At 31.8% G+C, this 17,160-nt stretch carries 15 protein-coding genes; 4 read left to right on the top strand and 11 right to left on the bottom strand.

The features are described from left to right. Positions 1 to 41: 41 nt before the first annotated feature. Both ABD077_RS04480 and ABD077_RS04485 read right to left on the bottom strand, forming a co-directional pair. A complete protein-coding gene (locus tag ABD077_RS04480; protein WP_343910891.1) occupies positions 42 to 1,535 on the bottom strand; it encodes a M56 family metallopeptidase in 1,494 nt (497 codons plus the stop codon). Positions 1,536 to 1,539: 4 nt separating this feature from the next. Continuing rightward, entirely contained in the window at positions 1,540 to 1,902 is a 363-nt protein-coding gene (locus ABD077_RS04485; protein WP_299610748.1) for a BlaI/MecI/CopY family transcriptional regulator, read from the bottom strand. A 287-nt stretch (positions 1,903 to 2,189) separates the two neighbouring features. Between ABD077_RS04485 and ABD077_RS04490 the strand changes: the two genes are divergently transcribed. Both ABD077_RS04490 and ABD077_RS04495 read left to right on the top strand, forming a co-directional pair. Continuing rightward, positions 2,190 to 3,611: an alpha/beta hydrolase family protein gene (locus ABD077_RS04490; protein WP_343910894.1), complete on the top strand. Its 1,422-nt coding sequence runs from the start codon at positions 2,190 to 2,192 to the stop codon at positions 3,609 to 3,611. Positions 3,612 to 3,765: 154 nt separating this feature from the next. Next, on the top strand, positions 3,766 to 4,464 hold the full coding sequence (locus ABD077_RS04495; RefSeq protein WP_343910896.1) for a hypothetical protein: 699 nt from the start codon (positions 3,766 to 3,768) through the stop codon (positions 4,462 to 4,464). A gap of 67 nt (positions 4,465 to 4,531) precedes the next feature. Here the strand turns inward: ABD077_RS04495 and trpS are convergent, their stop codons facing one another. Continuing rightward, on the bottom strand, positions 4,532 to 5,500 hold the full coding sequence (gene trpS, locus ABD077_RS04500) for a tryptophan--tRNA ligase (protein WP_343910898.1): 969 nt from the start codon (positions 5,498 to 5,500) through the stop codon (positions 4,532 to 4,534). Positions 5,501 to 5,573: 73 nt separating this feature from the next. On the opposite strand from trpS, the gene ABD077_RS04505 reads away from it, so the two are divergent. Continuing rightward, positions 5,574 to 6,311 carry a lysophospholipid acyltransferase family protein gene (locus ABD077_RS04505; protein WP_343910900.1) on the top strand — a complete coding sequence of 246 codons (738 nt, stop codon included), beginning with the start codon at positions 5,574 to 5,576 and terminating at the stop codon, positions 6,309 to 6,311. Between the two features lie 135 nt (positions 6,312 to 6,446). Here ABD077_RS04505 and ABD077_RS04510 read toward each other — a convergent pair whose 3' ends face one another. From ABD077_RS04510 to recA, 4 genes are all read right to left on the bottom strand, one after another. Beyond that, entirely contained in the window at positions 6,447 to 8,069 is a 1,623-nt protein-coding gene (locus ABD077_RS04510) for a hypothetical protein (protein ID WP_343910902.1), read from the bottom strand. A gap of 2 nt (positions 8,070 to 8,071) precedes the next feature. Next, the gene (locus tag ABD077_RS04515) at positions 8,072 to 8,617 is read right to left on the bottom strand and encodes an RNA polymerase sigma factor (RefSeq protein WP_343910904.1); all 546 of its coding nucleotides are present in this window, start codon (positions 8,615 to 8,617) and stop codon (positions 8,072 to 8,074) included. 34 nt (positions 8,618 to 8,651) lie between these two features. Then, positions 8,652 to 9,074 (bottom strand): hypothetical protein, encoded by a 423-nt coding sequence (locus tag ABD077_RS04520; protein ID WP_343910906.1) that lies wholly within the window; start codon positions 9,072 to 9,074, stop codon positions 8,652 to 8,654. A 195-nt stretch (positions 9,075 to 9,269) separates the two neighbouring features. Beyond that, a complete protein-coding gene (gene recA, locus ABD077_RS04525) occupies positions 9,270 to 10,283 on the bottom strand; it encodes a recombinase RecA (protein ID WP_299610768.1) in 1,014 nt (337 codons plus the stop codon). Between the two features lie 677 nt (positions 10,284 to 10,960). On the opposite strand from recA, the gene trhO reads away from it, so the two are divergent. Beyond that, a complete protein-coding gene (gene trhO / locus ABD077_RS04530; RefSeq protein ID WP_343910908.1) occupies positions 10,961 to 11,992 on the top strand; it encodes an oxygen-dependent tRNA uridine(34) hydroxylase TrhO in 1,032 nt (343 codons plus the stop codon). Here trhO and ABD077_RS04535 read toward each other — a convergent pair. The 4 genes from ABD077_RS04535 to ABD077_RS04550 form a co-directional block, all read right to left on the bottom strand. Continuing rightward, positions 11,975 to 14,626: a TonB-dependent receptor gene (locus ABD077_RS04535; protein ID WP_343910910.1), complete on the bottom strand. Its 2,652-nt coding sequence runs from the start codon at positions 14,624 to 14,626 to the stop codon at positions 11,975 to 11,977. The two genes, trhO and ABD077_RS04535, sit on opposite strands and share 18 nt — an antisense overlap. Before the next feature lie 24 nt (positions 14,627 to 14,650). After that, positions 14,651 to 15,403, bottom strand: coding sequence for a GLPGLI family protein (locus tag ABD077_RS04540; RefSeq protein ID WP_343910912.1), 753 nt, complete (start codon positions 15,401 to 15,403; stop codon positions 14,651 to 14,653). Between the two features lie 332 nt (positions 15,404 to 15,735). Then, positions 15,736 to 16,488 carry a GLPGLI family protein gene (locus ABD077_RS04545; RefSeq protein WP_343910914.1) on the bottom strand — a complete coding sequence of 251 codons (753 nt, stop codon included), beginning with the start codon at positions 16,486 to 16,488 and terminating at the stop codon, positions 15,736 to 15,738. Between the two features lie 67 nt (positions 16,489 to 16,555). Beyond that, positions 16,556 to 16,894: a hypothetical protein gene (locus tag ABD077_RS04550; RefSeq protein WP_343910916.1), complete on the bottom strand. Its 339-nt coding sequence runs from the start codon at positions 16,892 to 16,894 to the stop codon at positions 16,556 to 16,558. Positions 16,895 to 17,160: the final 266 nt, after the last annotated feature.

The following is a 17,160-nucleotide window of genomic DNA, read 5'->3' on the forward strand; positions in this document are numbered from 1 at the left end:
GTAATTCAAATACCAGCCTTTTTATAAAATGATTATTCCTTTTATTCTTGTACTTCAAATATAATAGGTAATGAGTATAAAACACTTACAGGAGCTCCATCATTAATTCCTGGTTGCATTTTAGGCAACATTTTTATGACACGCATACCTTCTTCTTCTAAGCTAGGATGAGGTCCTCTTACTTGTATATCCTCGATATCTCCGCTCTTATTTATTTTAAATCTCGCATATATTCGTAATCGTCCTGTTAGTCCAATGTCGTTACCGAGTTTGGTATTGAACTCGTTTGCTACGTGTTTACTTACCTCTTGAGAAAAACATTTTTTAGCTTCAGCACCAGATAGATCACTACAATTAGGATGTACTGGAGCAGTGTCCAATTTTATGAAAGGTACGCCTTCTACTTCTACTTTTTCAGTAATTTTAGGTTTTACCTTAGAAATAGTTTGCATTAAATTCTTGAAAATCTCGATGTTTTCAGGAGTTAATTCGTTTCCGGGCATATTATTGATATCCTGCATTAGTATAGAAAATAGCTTTTCGCTTTCTTCGGTATAAGCGCCTTCATTTTCTATTTTATTCAATAGAGATTCTGCTCTTTGGGAAATAGTGGTTAATGGAACTTCTTTGTTTTCTATTGCACGCTGATCTTCGGAACAAGAACTATATACTAACATGACGGCAATAACCGGAAATAATAGTAAATACTTTAATTGATAGATTCTTTTTGATTTTGACTTTTGTAACATAACTAGTCGACTTTTAATTAGTGAATGATTAAAAAATGTATTGATAAATGATATTTTTTCGGTTTGAAAAACTTGTGATAAAAGATCTTGGTAGTAAGCTTTTTTGTTAGTGATAGAAATAGCTTTGGCATCGGCAATATACTCCTGAAGCATTGCCATTCTATTTTGATATATATAGATTAATGGGTTGAACCAGAATAATATGCGGAGTATTTCAAAAAAGATAAGATCAAAAGAATGATATTCTTTTACGTGAATTTTTTCATGTTCTATCACATTAGTTTTTTTCAGTTGTGATAAGTTATTTCCAATATAAATGGTTTTAAAAAAGGAAAAAGCCGCGTTGGTATTGGGTAAAGAAACAAATGTAATATCTTGAGATTGAACTGTGGTCCCTGTCTTTTTTAGTTTTACAATTTTAAATATCTTGTAGATAAACAACAATAAACTAGCGGTAATACCTATATACCATATATATCCTAATATGGGTATCAGTGAGTAATAATTAAAAGCCTCGGTTTGAGAAGCTATCACTACTTCTGGAAGGTTGTAAACTTGCATAGGCGAATCTGTAATCAATACTTCGGGCAATTGAATACTATACGTATCAGGTATGCTATTTCTAATAAAATCGAACCTAAGTAAAGGAAGTAGTAAGCTTAAAATCGGTGTAAGGAGTAGATAAATTCTATTCCAGTTAAAAAAAGTTTCTTTTTTGAGAAATAGGTCATAGGTTAATAAGAAAAGTAACTGAAAAGCAATGATTTGTAAAATGTAATGTATCATAATATTATTCTTCTTCCTGATTAATTTCTTTAAGTGCATCTTCCATTTCGGCAATGCTGATATCATTTTTCTTCATAAAGAATGAAACCATGCTTTTAAAAGATCCCTGAAAATATCCATCGATTAGTTTTGTAATACTTTGATTGCTGTATTCAGTTTTCTGGACTATAGGAATATAAATGTGAATTCTTCCTTCTTTTCGGTAGTTTACAAAACCTTTATCTTCTAATATCCTAACAATTGTTGATACAGTATTATATGCTGGTTTAGGTTCTGGCAACTCTTCAAGAATCTGAACTACACTTCCTTCATGCAAATCCCATAGGATTTTCATGATGTCTTCTTCCGCTTTCGTTAATTGTTTCATTTTTGAATGATTTTTACTTTCAAACTAAGATCTTAGTTTGAGAATGCTAATGTAAACTAAATATTTAGTTTGAACTAATATTTTAGTTTTAAATTTGTGTTTTAACATGAATTAGAATTGTATTACAAGTGTTGAGAAGGTAGAAAAGCCTTTAAAAATGGTAGTTTATCGCTTAAAATAAAATATTAAAAACAAATTAAGAATCTTGCGATATAATCACTTGATCCTATTGTAAAATGAGAGTTTTAGAGATATTTTTTCTTATTGTTATAACAATTTTACCTTTTATGAAACGACCATTACTTAAGGTTGTATCTAAAAAATATACTATTTGTTTTCTTTTAGTACTAACCATATTACATCTTCTAATTGATGGTTGGCGCTGGCAGATGTTTCCTGCTTATGTAATTATGGCTATTCTGATTTGGAGAATTAATCGTACTGATTTTATGAAGGTTGTTAAACCAACCTTTATTCGTGTTTTTGGATATCTATTACTGGTTTTAGTTCTTGTTGTAGGATGGTTTCTACCGCAAGTACTTCCTGTTTTTTCTTTACCAAAACCAACAGGCATATATCAAGTAGGTAGTAAATGGATACATGTGAAAACAAACCTTGATGAAATAATTACGGAGGATCCTTTTGATAAAAGAGAACTTATGGTAAAAATGTGGTTTCCGACGGATGATATTTCAAAAGGCGAGAGAGAACCTTATGTAGATGAGGCTAATCGGTTAGGTTTTATCAGAAAGTACAGTATGGGAATTTTACCTTCATGGACCATCAATTATCTAGATCGAGTAAAGACCTATGTGTATAAAGGAGTGCCTATTGTCCAACAGAAGTTTCCTGTCTTAATTTTCTCTCCGGGTTATGGTTCTAAATCTACAGGGTATTATGCATTATTATCGGAATTAGCAAGCCATGGATATATCATTGTTAACGTATCTCATACATATGAGAGCTTGGGAACTACTTTTCCAGATGGCACCCAGAAATTTTTTGATTATGAATATCAGTACGAACAAGACGCTTCATCCATGGAACATATCTTGCCAATAAAAGAAGCTTTTAACAAAGATATCTCTTTTGAGGAGCGTCATGAAATACTAAGAGAAGCTTCTAAAGACTATTTTGTAACTCATATTGTAGAAAGATGGTCTAAAGATTTAATATCTGTTATAAATCATTTGGAAAAATTGAATAATGATGGATTTTTCAAGGAGCGACTGGATTTAGATAAAATTGGTGCTTTTGGGCATTCTAGAGGAGGTGGAGCAGCCGGTCAAACCGCATTAAAGGATAATAGGGTAAAAGCAGCGGTAAACATTGATGGAGTTCAATGGGGTGAAATGATGGATACTATATTTCAAAAACCGTTTCTATTTCTATCTGCAGATTGGCCAGAAGAACATGAGAATATTAATGCACATGCATATGTAAACAAGAGTACGGATTATTTCTATGAATGTAAATTATTGACATCTGGGCATCCTAATTTTATGGATATTCCTCTTATGATTCCTGTACAATCTATTGCTGGTACAGGCACTATTAATGCTGAATTAGGTTTAGAAATAACGAATGAGTTGGCACTGGAATTCTTTAATAAGCATCTAAAAAATGAAGCAAATGCTGATCCTGTTAAGATTGGTAAAAGACATGAATTACTCGAAATGAAGGTTCATAAAGGGGATTCTATTCAATAATAAAGTAGATAAGAAGATAATTTTATTTCTAAATGTTTACTTCTGTATTATGGATTACACTAATGGTTAAAGAACTTCACAAGACCACAACGATTAAGAGTTGTAAATGGTCCGAGAAGTTCTTTTTTATTTTTTAACTTAAAACCATATAATCATGAAAAAACGATCATTAGTAATCATTGGGGCAATGTTATTTGCGTTAGTAGCTTGTCAAAAAGAAAATGTAACAGAAGAAACTGGTATTTCTGAAATGAATGTAGAACAAAATAGTATTGACCTACAGGAAAAAAGATCTGGTGAGTTTTGTAGATTTACGTTACAGATTAATGCTAGAAGTGTAATGGATCCTATTACAGGAAATCTTGTATGCCGATATAGTGCAGGTAATGTTTGCGCTATTGTAGAATGTATACCCGATCCAGATATTATTTTTGAATTACCTCCAGTTATTTGGGATCCATGTTTAGTAGTTCCATGTGGCATAGATTTTTTAGATCCTTGGATCATCAATGAACGAATCAATCCTAAAGAGTTTGGATCCTTTAAAGAACTCTATGAGCTAAAGATAGATGAAAGCATAGAAGGCATTCCGTTTGTATTAAATAAAAATGTATTAGGAATACAGTTTTATGAAACACCAACATCTTGGTTACAAGATCATGAAATTGCTTATGGAGATCCAACTCCGCAACCAAGTGTATTCTATTTGGAAAACAAAATTGTTTTAGATCCAGTAATGTCGAAAAAAATAGGATTACAAGGAAATGTGATTCTACCTGGAAAATATCCTGTTATGGTTAACAAGGAAGATAAAACTCACAATTTATTGGTAGTAGTAGAAAATGGATTCTAAACATTTAATTGCGTAGTAAAAAATAAAAGCCAGTTAAAAACTGGCTTTTTATATCATATGTATTTGTTTAGTATCCTACTTTCTCGCGTACTCTAGAAAGTACTTGCGCTGCTACGTCTGAAGCTTTTTTTGCTCCAACTGCTAAGGCTTTATCTACTTCTTCAAGATTGTCCATATAATAACTGTAGCGTTTACGCTCTTCGGCAAACTTGGTTGTCAAAAGTTCGTACAACGCTTGTTTTGCATGTCCATATCCATAGTTACCACCTTCGTAATTTGCTCGCATTGTAGCTATTTCATCAGGTGAGGCTACTAATTGATACAATGCAAATACATTACAAGTATCCGGATCTTTCGGTTCTTCTAGTGGTGTACTATCTGTTTGAATAGACATAATATTTTTACGCAATTTTTTATCCGGTAAAAATAGATTAATGGTATTTCCTTTAGATTTACTCATTTTAGCACCATCAGTTCCAGGAACGTGCATGGTTTCTGATCTAAACTGAGCTTTAGGCAAAACAAAAATTTCTCCTACTTTATTATGTATTCTTTCAGCTACATCACGTGTAAACTCCAAATGTTGTTCTTGATCTTTTCCAACAGGAACAATTTCAGCATCATATAATAAAATATCCGCTGCCATTAGCATAGGATAAGTGAATAATCCAGCATTTACATCTTCTAATCGATCCGCTTTATCTTTAAAAGAATGTGCTAAGGTCAACCTCTTATACGGGAAAAAACAATTAAGGTACCAAGCAAGTTCTGTTACCTGTGGAACATCGCTTTGACGATAAAACACAGTTTTTTCTATATCTAAACCAAAAGCTAACCAGGTTGCAGCAGTAGAGTAGGTATTCTCCCTTAGTATGTTAGCATCTTTAATTTGTGTGAGCGAATGCATGTCTGCAATAAATAAGAAAGATTCATTCTCCGGCTGATTTGCCATCTGAATTGCAGGAATGATTGCACCTAGTAAATTTCCTAGATGAGGAGTTCCTGTACTTTGCACTCCTGTTAGAATTCTTGCCATAGTAATTTTTAGTTTGCGGCAAAGGTAATTTTTTTGTTCAGATACCTCAAACCAATTGTGTATTTTTGAAATTATGATCTTAAGGTATATATTAATACTTCTTTGGCGTATTTGGTTTTATATAATGATGGGAGTTCCTATTATTATCTTATTTCCGGTGTTGCTTATATTGACTTCTAGGGAAGAATGGTATGCTAAATTCTTTGTAGTAGCTCGTTTTTGGGCAAAGATAGTATTGTATGGCAGTGGTTTTATTCCAAAAGTTAAAAAGGAGGGAGAAGTCGACCGAAATAGAAGTTATATGTTTGTTGCTAACCATACCTCTATGGCCGACATTATGTTGATGTTATATTGTGTAAAGAATCCTTTCGTTTTTGTTGGAAAAAAGGAATTGGCAAAAATTCCCATATTTGGTTTTTTCTATAAAAGAACCTGTATACTAGTAGATAGAAGTAGTCAGAAAAGTAGAAAAGAGGTTTTTGATAGAGCTCAAGAGAGATTAAAAGGTGGTACCAGTATTTGTATCTTTCCAGAAGGAGGAGTGCCAGATGATGAATCTGTTATGTTGGACGAGTTTAAAGACGGAGCATTTAGATTAGCAATCGATCATCAAATACCTATTCTTCCGTTAACTTTTCTGGATAACAAGAAACGATTTTCTTATACTTTTTTTAGTGGAAGTCCAGGTTTGATGAGAGCCTTTGTACATAATGAAATTCCTACCAAAGATTTTACTCAGGATCAAAAAAAAGAACTTAAGAATAAAACTAGAACTGTTATTTTGAATAAATTAAGTTCAAATTCCCTGTAGATAATAGAGTTTAAAAACAAAAGCTGTTCCTCCCCAGAAACAGCTTTGTCATCATTGCTTCCCTAGAGCAATAATTTAACCTAACCAACTAAATTGACCTAACACATTTTTAGGTATTCTTTCTTTTTCATGATACTAAAACCTAAAACTTACTCCAGTATATACACCAAAATAATAAGGTCTAAAATTTTGAGCGTTATCTCTAAAACCATTAAACTGATATTTAAATATAGGCTCCATGTTGATCTTAAATTGATCTGATAATTTATAATCAAACCCTATGCCAATATTACCACTAAAGCTAACATCATTTACAGTTTGTTCTCTAGATACATTGTCATTTCTAAAACTTCCGGCAATCACGGCTACTTCATCACTTTCTAAAAATAAGGTGCTTACTCCTCCTATCATATGAATACCTATTTTAGAATCTGTAAGTGCATATTTAAGTTCTAAAGGAACTTCAATATATCCAATACTGTGATTAAGCAGTCCCGGATTTTGTGAAGTAACTAGTATTTCACTGTTAACTTCTCCAGGAGGAGGAGCAAGTGAAGAAAAACCGTTACGGTAATCAGATACTACAATACTTTGTGTATTATCTGCTCCATTTTCATCGCGTCCTAAAGAGGCAAGTCCAAAACCTACATCTTCAGTATTGTAACCCACATCTACCTTACTAACACCGGATCTTATAATCAGTTTTTTATTTATAGCATAAGCCACCTGTATTCCATAGCTAAGATTAACTTCTCCTTGTTTTGTATTATCCGAAAATTGAGGATCTATCGAAGAACCGCCAAAAGAATCATAATAAACTGGAGCAACATTAGGAGCAATGTTCCACCTTTTTTCTCCTTTAGGAACCGTGGTGGTAACTGCAGTTTCCTTATTTTCCTTTTCCTTAATGGCATCAAAAATTGATTTTTTACTTGTATTATCAGAATTCTCAATTTCTTTGGATTCCTTATTTTCGCTGGCTATAGCTTCTTTAGTGATGTTATTGTTAATAGCAGGGTCTATAAAATCGGAATTCAAATTATTATCAATTTTTGATTGCTTTTTGACCTCCGCGATTGCACTTTCCTGTACTGCTGTTTTTGGTAGTTCATCATTGTTAGAAGAGGTTGTCTTATCTTGCATCTCTGTTTTAGAATTTTTGATGCTAGTCATAGCAGCAATATCAGATGTAAGTTTCTCCTCAGAAATAGTAGTGTTTTTTCTTATATCATAACGATTTAAGTTATTTGAATTTTGTTTCCCTTTAGGTACTGATGTTAACGATGTATTTTTCTGATCAACTTTGCGATTAGAAGGGCTTGTATTATCAGTAAATGTTTGTTTTTTGTTCGAGTTAAACGTAGTGTTATCTGTAATAGCTCCATTGTTCGTGCCATTATTCTCTTGCTCACCTTGTGTGAAACCAGGCTCCCTATTTACGATGTTTTCTTTGGAATCATTTAAGGGGATATCAGGGTTTTTAGGTATAATTACGTTTTTATCCTGAATATTGTCGTTAGTAACAATTACATTATTTTTAGTCACCTTGTCAGGGAATAAAAAAGAACCTACAGATAATATAACAGCTAGTAAAGCAGCTACTCCCGCAACTTTGTACCAAAAAGGTATAATTAAAATACGTTTACGGTCATCATTTTTTCGAGCCTTGATTTTTTTCCAGACGGCATCATTAGGAGTAACTTCAAAATCTTTGAATTTCTCCTGAAATAGTCTATCTATATTTTTTTTATCATCCATCTTCATCCTTCAATTGATTGAACACGATGTTCTTGATTACTTTCTATTTTTTCTTTTAAAATATTTCTCGCCCTTGCTAAGTTAGATTTAGAGGTTCCAACAGAGATCTCTAACATTTTAGCAATCTCTTTATGAGAATAACCATCTAGAACATATAGATTAAATACCAATCTATATCTATCTGGTAATTGTTGAATAATTTCTAATAAATAGTCTAAAGAAACATGATCCTCATCTATTTCTATCTCTACATCTTCTATCTGCTCTTCGCCAATGATTTCGAATACTTTTTGTTTTCGATATTTTTGTAGAGCAGTATTTATGGTTATTCGTTTAACCCATCCTTCAAAAGAGCCTTTTCCGTTATATTGTTCTATTTTATCAAAAATTGTGATAAAAGCGTCTTGCAAAGTGTCTTCAGCACTGGTGTAATTATTCGAGTATTTTAAACATATAGAAAATAATTTACTACCATATAACCTATACAGTTGCTCTTGTGCCTTAGCATCTTGTTTTTTACACTTTTTTATGAGTTGCTCTAAACTCACGAACATTTTGTTTGAATTAATAGAATTTACAGGATTAATCCACGACTGGAATTTCCCGTACTAAAAATTGATTTTCTCCTTGAGCGTCTCTTCCTTGCCAGAATCTAAAAACATATGAATCTTCAAAGCCAACGATAAAGTCAATTGATGCGTCGATAAGATCACTTTGTAATAGGTCTTCACATTCTCGGTCATTTACAACAACATTTACTACAGAAACTGTACGTTCATTCGATAATCTATCATAATCAAAGCCACTAAATGAATGACAATCTGAAGGTCTAAAATACGAAACAGTTATTTCATAGGTTTCTCCTCTTGTAAATTCATCAGGAATATCAACTTGTTCTATAGGTATTAATTCGTAAGAGAAATTAATGCCTAAATCATCATCTGTTAAACAGCTCGATAAACAAGCTGTTAAAATGGTTAATACTATTATTTTAATCCTTTTCATACTACTAACTTTGGGGTTGTACGTACCAAATTCTACATAATAGATGAGTAGTTGGGATGAAGGTTGCGTTTAAAGTATAAAAAAAACAGTAGATTTTGAAAATTTATTGTTTCTACCGTGAAATCTGTTTTGGTTTGGTGTTTTAAATAAAAAAATCCCGAAAAGTCGGGATTTTGTATAAAATTTTAAAATTGTCTATTCGCTTACAATTTTAATAGCTTCTTTTATTTTTTCTTCTAATTCTTCCATAAGTTCGGGATTATCATTAAGTAATGATTTTACCGAATCTCTTCCCTGCCCAAGTTTTGTGTCCTGATAGCTAAACCAAGATCCACTCTTCTTTACGATTTCATAATCAACACCTATATCAATGATTTCTCCAGTTTTGGAAATTCCTGTTCCGTACATGATGTCAAACTCTGCTGTTCTAAATGGTGGAGCTACTTTGTTTTTTACGACTTTAACACGTGTTTTATTTCCTTGTACTTCGCTATTACTGTTTTTAATCTGTGTAGATCTTCTGATGTCTAATCTTACAGATGCATAAAATTTAAGCGCATTACCACCAGTGGTAGTCTCTGGATTACCAAACATAACCCCAATCTTTTCACGAAGCTGATTGATAAATATCACTGTACAATTAGTTTTACTAATAGAACTAGTTAATTTTCGTAGTGCCTGAGACATTAATCGAGCATGAAGTCCCATTTTAGAATCACCCATTTCTCCTTCGATTTCACTCTTTGGAGTTAAGGCTGCAACGGAGTCAATTACGATAATATCAATTGCTCCTGATCTGATCAAATTGTCAGCGATTTCTAAAGCTTGTTCACCATGATCAGGCTGTGAAATTATAAGATTGTCAATATCTACTCCTAATTTTTCTGCATAGAACCTATCAAAGGCATGTTCCGCATCTATAAATGCAGCAATACCTCCATTTTTTTGAGCTTGCGCTATTGCATGTAATGTCAAAGTGGTTTTTCCAGAAGATTCCGGACCAAAAATTTCTATAACTCTTCCTTTAGGATATCCTCCAACTCCAAGTGCTAAATCCAAACCTAGAGATCCTGTAGGAATAACTTCTACTTCCTGGACTGCATCATCTCCCATTTTCATTACAGTTCCCTTACCGTAAGCTTTATCTAGCTTATCTAAAGTTAGTTTTAACGCTTTTAATTTTGCATCTTTTTCTTTTTCAGTACTCATGCGCTGACTCTCTTTTGTAATTGATTTTTGCTAAAATACTACAAGTTTTTTGCATAATACTTTCAAATATTCAACTTAGGCAACTAATTTATTAACAATGATCTGGTTCTGTAATCAGCTTTATGACATAGAACTTCGTAATGAATCTTTTAGATCCCATAAAGACTAGCTTTTTCTTGATTTCAGCATAGTAGTTTATCCTAAGCTTGACAAGGGATATGGTTATATCAAAAAACCTAGTGAAGAGTTAGTATTTGCAATAGCTAAAAGATGGAATAGATTTTTCTAGTGCATAAAACGGATTTAATGCTTCATAATTTTTTTAATATTCGACGCAACCTTTTTAATTTCCTTGTATCTACATAGAAAGCAATACTAGAACAATTGTGCGTAAAGAAGATGTAGATGAAGTTTCTTAAAAGAGTCGTAAGACATAACCTTTATGGACATATGACTGCTAAAATTAGTTGTTGTATAGTAGAAGGTGGCTAGCTTCTTTATTTGATTTTAATCGTTTATATGAAATAATTATTCAAATAACGAATTAGCCAAAAAATGCCTTGAAGTGGTTTTCAAGGCATTTTTTTATGGAAACAATCATACTCTTGGATATTATAGCAGGATTTGTACTTTTGCAAAAAATTAAATTATTTCTCTAACTTAAAAATTAGTATAGCATGCAACTGTACAATAAATTAAGTGCAAAAGAGAGAGCAGCCCTTATTGATGATGCAGGTACGGATCGTCTTACGCTTTCTTTTTATAAATACGCACACATCGGTAACACCGAAATTTTCAGAAATCACTTATTTATTAATTGGAATGAATTAGATGTACTCGGTCGAATTTATGTAGCCAATGAAGGAATCAACGGTCAATTATCGGTTCCTGCACCTAACTTTAATGCTTTTAAAGAACATCTGGATAGCATTACATTTTTAGAAAATGTAAGATTAAACATTGCAAGAGAGCAAGATGTAAAATCTTTTTTAAAGTTGAAGGTAAAAGTTCGTAAGAAAATTGTCGCGGATGGATTAAACGATGATACGTTCGATGTTACCAATAAAGGAGTACATGTGGATGCAGAAAAATTCAACCAATTAATAGAAGATCCCGATACTATTTTGGTGGATATGCGTAATCACTATGAAAGTGAAATAGGACATTTTAAAGGAGCTATCACTCCAGATGTTGATACATTTCGAGATTCATTAGATATTATAGAAGAAGACTTAAAAGAGCACAAAGAGGATAAAAACCTGGTGATGTATTGCACAGGTGGAATCCGATGTGAAAAAGCAAGTGCATATTATAAGCATAAAGGTTTTAAAAAAGTATTTCAGTTAGAGGGTGGTATTATAGAATATGCTAGGCAAGTGGAAGAAAAAGGATTGGATAATAAATATTTAGGGAAAAACTTTGTTTTTGATCATAGAAGATCCGAAAGAATATCAGATGACATTATTTCTAATTGTCATCAGTGCGGAAAACCTTGTGACACCCATGTAAACTGTGCTAATGAGGCATGTCATTTGTTGTTTATTCAATGTCCAGAATGTGCTGCAAAAATGGATAATTGTTGTTCTGTGGAATGCAAGGACATTAACAGTTTGCCGTATGAAGAGCAAAAAGCACTTCGTAAAGGAAAAGGGAATAGCAATAAGATATTTAAGAAAGGGCGTTCTGAAGTATTAAAATTTAAAGGATAATTTTAACATAATATAACGATCGATTAAATTAAAAGTTGAGGTTGCAGTAGAAAAATCAGAATTGGTGTTTATAACGTAATCTTTTATTCCGAGTAAGTTATTGCCTGTTAAAGTAAAATCAATATCATCTTTAATTCGATAATTTAGCGAAGTGTCTAAAAAACTAAAAGTTTTAGACTTTGTATTTTCTAATGAAGGATTATAGAAATCATAGTTGATACCTAAAGTTAACTTTTTTAAAGGCTGATACGTTATTTTTGTTCGATATCTAAAGGAATTCAGTTTATTTGTTAAACCACTTTCGGTTTCAAAATTAGAATTTTGATGCTCGAAAGTATTGATCCAAATAACTTTCTTTTTAAAGAAGCCATTTTTTAGGACTAATGTATTTGTAAGGTTTTTAGAAGTATTATTTCTTATGTCAGAACTATTGACCAAATTTCTGTATTTCGATATAGAGTAACTAGAATTTAGTTCTGTATTGGTTCTTATAAAAGCTAGGTTTTTGTTGAGATTGAATGAAATGGTGTAATTTTTATCACTATTATTTGCAATAAAAAAACTAGAAATTGCAATATCTCTATTGATATCCTGATTAAAAATATAGTTGTCCTGAATATTATTGTACGATCCGGTTATATTAAAATTCAAAGAATTAAATGCATCTGCATAGTTAAATGAAATAGAACTGTTATTTACCTTTTTCGTGGTTAAATCTACAGTGTTTTTTCTTATGCTTCTGAATGATGTTAAAATACTTTCAGGATGTAAATTGTAGACTGATTGGGGAAACTCATTATAGGAGTAAGAAAAACTAAAAGTAGATTGCAAAGATGGTTTGAAATTTAAATCTAGTTTAGGATTAAAAACGAATCGGTTTGATTGTTGTTTTCCTAAACCAAGGTTGGTGAGGTCAAGGTTTAAATATTTAGTGTTTTGAAAGGCTCTAACAGTCCATTTTTTTGTTTTTAATGTCAAAAGAACTTGTAAGAATGGATTTAGTTGTTGGTAAGTAAGATCGTTAAGAAAAGTATTAGAATCCGCATCGATCAAATCAGTATTTAATTTTTCTTCTTGATACTCTAACCCCGTTTTAATATGAAACTTTGTTCGGTTGTTTTTATGAAAAAACGAAAAATGATTTTCGGATCTTAATTTTTCAGAAATGATATTTTGAATTGTACTGTCCGTATCGTCAATACTATTATTGTCTAGGCTTAATCCTGGCGCGATGGAATAATCCTGTGCAGAATCGTCATAGCTTAAGGTGGAAATAAATTGAAACGCAGTTTTCTCATTTGTTTTTTGAGTATACTCGATTGAATTGTTCAAAAAGGTACTCTTAGCATTAAATAGAGAAGATTGTATTTCATCATTATTTAAGATATCAGAACTCAAGTCAATGGTTTCCCATAAAAATTCACCTTGATATTTTAGAATGGATTTGTTTGAAATATCTTGTGTGATACTTAAGTTGGCATTGTGAATAACTGGCCTTTTATTAATTATACTAGTGTTATCAATAGCTAATAAGGGATCATTGTCGAAAGTAAACTCAACCTGATTGGATTGTGTTCGTTTTAAAACATCATCATAATATATATAATCGACCGCTAGTTTTGAAGTAGAGGAAAGGTTAAATAAACCATTAAAAGCTCCAGCCCAAGCATTGTTGATGTTCGCTCTTTTTTGGGATAGTGGAGTGCTGATATTTTGAATATCTAACATATTAGTAGCCCTAAGCTGATTTCTTCTACTAGAATTGTTTAAACCAGATATTTCTCTCGAAATACTACTTGTGCTTTTTCCAATGTTGTTATGTTCTACAAATGAAAATGCTTTAATACTTTTAGAGATTAAAAGTGCATTTAGATTTATATCCCTTTCATCATTATATCCATATCCTACATCAGTATTTGTAGAGATATCAGAAACGTCTTTTTTTAAGGTAAGATTCAGAGCTATTTTTTGCGAATCTTCTATATTTTTAAGCAATTTATTTTCAGAAAAGTTTTCCAGTGCTTGTATCTCGTCAATGATACCTATATTAATATTTCTTGTACCACGAGTATAATCATGGTTGAATAAATTATCTCCTTCTATAAGAACACTTTCTATTTCTTTTCCTTTAAATTTTATTCTTCCATCTTCCATTACTTTAATGCCTGGTAATTTGGTTAAAACATCTTCAATCACCTTTTCTTCTCCTGTTACAAATGAGGAAACTTTATAAAAGGTTGTGTCATTTTTGACTCGTGTTTTTCGTTCTGAAACAATATAGACTTCTTCCAACGGGATTATTCGCTTTTGAAGGCTGATATGATGTGTAAGGATTTGAGAGTTGTTTTCTTTACTATGTTCTAGGGGCTTTTTGTAGTTTTCATATCTACTGTCAACAATTGATATGTATAAATTAGCAATGTCAGATCCAATTTTCATACTAAATTTGCCTTCATGATCGCTTATTGCATAACTAATTATGGTGTTTGATATGGAGTCTTTAACCAAAATATTGATGTTTTCAATGGTTTTTCCGTTCTCTAAAGAGGTAACAACTCCATTTATAGATAGATCTTGCGATTGTATCCAAAAAGGTATCATCACAAAAAAGAATAGTATTAAAAAAAGTCTCATGTGTTTTTTAGTCTCTTCTGTAAATTAGTTTCTATCTTCTACCAATAATTCTAATTGCATTTTTGGCATAGATGCGGAATTTCCATGACCATCGCCGATCACCATATTCATAAGCCCGTAATACTTTCTTTCATATTTTTTCTTATACTGCTCCCAAGTAATCATTTTTGTGGTATCTAATGGATTTTCTAATGGTTCTATATCTTTAACGGTATTGATTCCGGTTGCGGTAATCTCAAAAACCCCATCAATAGAATATACATGTAAGATGAGACCCGGAAGCCCATAAAATTTCCATGGAGCTCCCTGTATCCCCAAGTCGGCTGTAAAATATGCTTCATATGTTCGTCCTCTAAAATTAGCAGTAGCTTTTTGACAGTTATATCCCAATACTTTTTTTGAATCGTTAGTCAACGTCCAATTAAATTTTGGTTGATCTTTAACGGTAAAGTGTCTAAATATAATATGGTCATCGTAAATTAATGTGGTATCCCCTTCTTTTCGAAAATAAAAAGCATCGGATCCTTCAACAACAATAACATTTCCTTGTGGTAGGTTGTTTGGATCTTCAACTTTTTCTTCTGGGGTAGCTCCATATTTTATCTTATATAGCGCACTATTTTTAGGCTGAATAAATAAAGAAGAAGGAGATGTAAAAGAAGTAGGTGATTGTTTAAAGGCTTTTTTAAGATCATAATCGATGATATAAGTAGTTTCTTGAGCAAAACTACAGTGAATGCTGAGTATAAAAATAAATAAAGTGAGAGTGTATTTCATGTGATAAATTACATAAGTTGTTTAGCAATAGTTACTGGTTAGTTGGATGAATGTTACATTTTATTTATCATTTTTATTGTTCGCCTTGTAGGTGGACTATCTCCTTTCCTCATTATGTTCTAACTATTTTGTTTGAGTTAAAGATCTAACAATTATGCCAACGGTATAAGGTATCTTACTACTCTAGGTTATTAAGAATGTATTTTTTCAATAGTTTTCTGGTCTTTAAAATCGTTAATAACCATGTTTACAGAGATATCTTGCAAAGAAATCACAATAAAAAGTAATAGTATTACAAAATGTCTTATGAGCTTTTTAGTATCTTCATTAAATTAATTTCTATCCTCGACCAATAATTCTAATTGCATTTTTGGCATAGAGTCGTAGTCTCCAGTACCACTACCAACGACCATATTCATAAGCTCGTAATACTTTCTTTCATATTTTTTCTTATACTGATTCCAAGTAATCATTTTTGTGGTATCCAATGGATTTTCTAAAGGTTCTATATCATTAAAGGTTTTGATTCCAGTTGCGGTAATTTCAAAAACCCCATCTATAGAATATACATGTAATATGACGCCTGGAAGCCCATGAAATTTCCAAGGAGCTCCTTGTATCCCCAAATCGGTTGTAAAATACGCTTCATATGTTCGCCCTCTAAAATTAGCAGTTGCTTTTTGACAGTTATATCCTAATACTTTTTTTGAATCTTTGGTTAATGTCCAATTAAATTTCGGTTCATCTTTAACAGTAAAGTGTTTAAATATAATATGGTCATCGTAAATTAATGTTGTATCCCCTTCGTTTCGGAAATAGAAAGCGTCGGATCCTTCAACAACAATAACATTTCCTTGTGGTAGGTTGTTTGGATCTTCAACTTTTTCTTCTGGGGTAACTCCATATTTTACTTGGTATAAAGTACTATTGCCTGTTTGAATGAAAAGGGAAGATGGAAAAGTTGAAGAAGTTGGTAATTGTTTAAATGCCTTTTTTAGATCGTAATCGATAACATAAGTAGTTTCTTGAGTAAAACCACAGCGAATGCTGAATATAAAAATAAATAAAGTGAGAGTGTATTTCATGTGATAAATTATTTAAGTCTTTTAATAATAATTACTAGTCAGTCGGATGAATGTTACATTTTATTTATTATTCATTATGTCCTCCGCCTGGTGTTGGTGGAGTACCTCCTTGTCCTGCAATATAATTGTTGGCAGCTGATTGTGCTCTTCCACAAGCCATTGTTCTTGCTTCTCTTAACGTTCCTGCAGATGCGGTTCGAGTAAAGGTTCTTACTACTACTCCTTCGTAAGACACTGTTGCACTACAGGTTACAGTGAAAACATCATCATTTAAGATATTGATGTCTTTTTTGGTTTCTACGGTATCAAATTTCAACGATTCCGTATCTATTTTCGGATTATTGTTGGCATAAATGTTCATTGTAAAAATGCCTAACAAAATTAAAATTAAATTTATTTTTTTCATGATTTTGAATTTTTATGTTTTGACTGACTAGTAATTTTACGATTTGTTTTATAATTAGGTTTGTTATTTTTTGTAAGGGAAATTTTCTGTAATTGTTGAAATTATAGATGCCTTACTTTAACTGGTGTGTTGATTTATGGATGTGATACCTGTAGATTTCTTTTTTAACGTTTTTTTAACTAAATAAAAAATCAGGAATGTGATTTGCGAATACATTTCTTTTAAAAGTATCTTTGCAGCAACTTAATTGAGATAGGAGTTAGCTT

Origin of the sequence: Aquimarina litoralis (genome assembly GCF_039523995.1) — a bacterium.
In the GTDB taxonomy this organism is placed as follows: Bacteria; Bacteroidota; Bacteroidia; order Flavobacteriales; family Flavobacteriaceae; genus Aquimarina; species Aquimarina litoralis.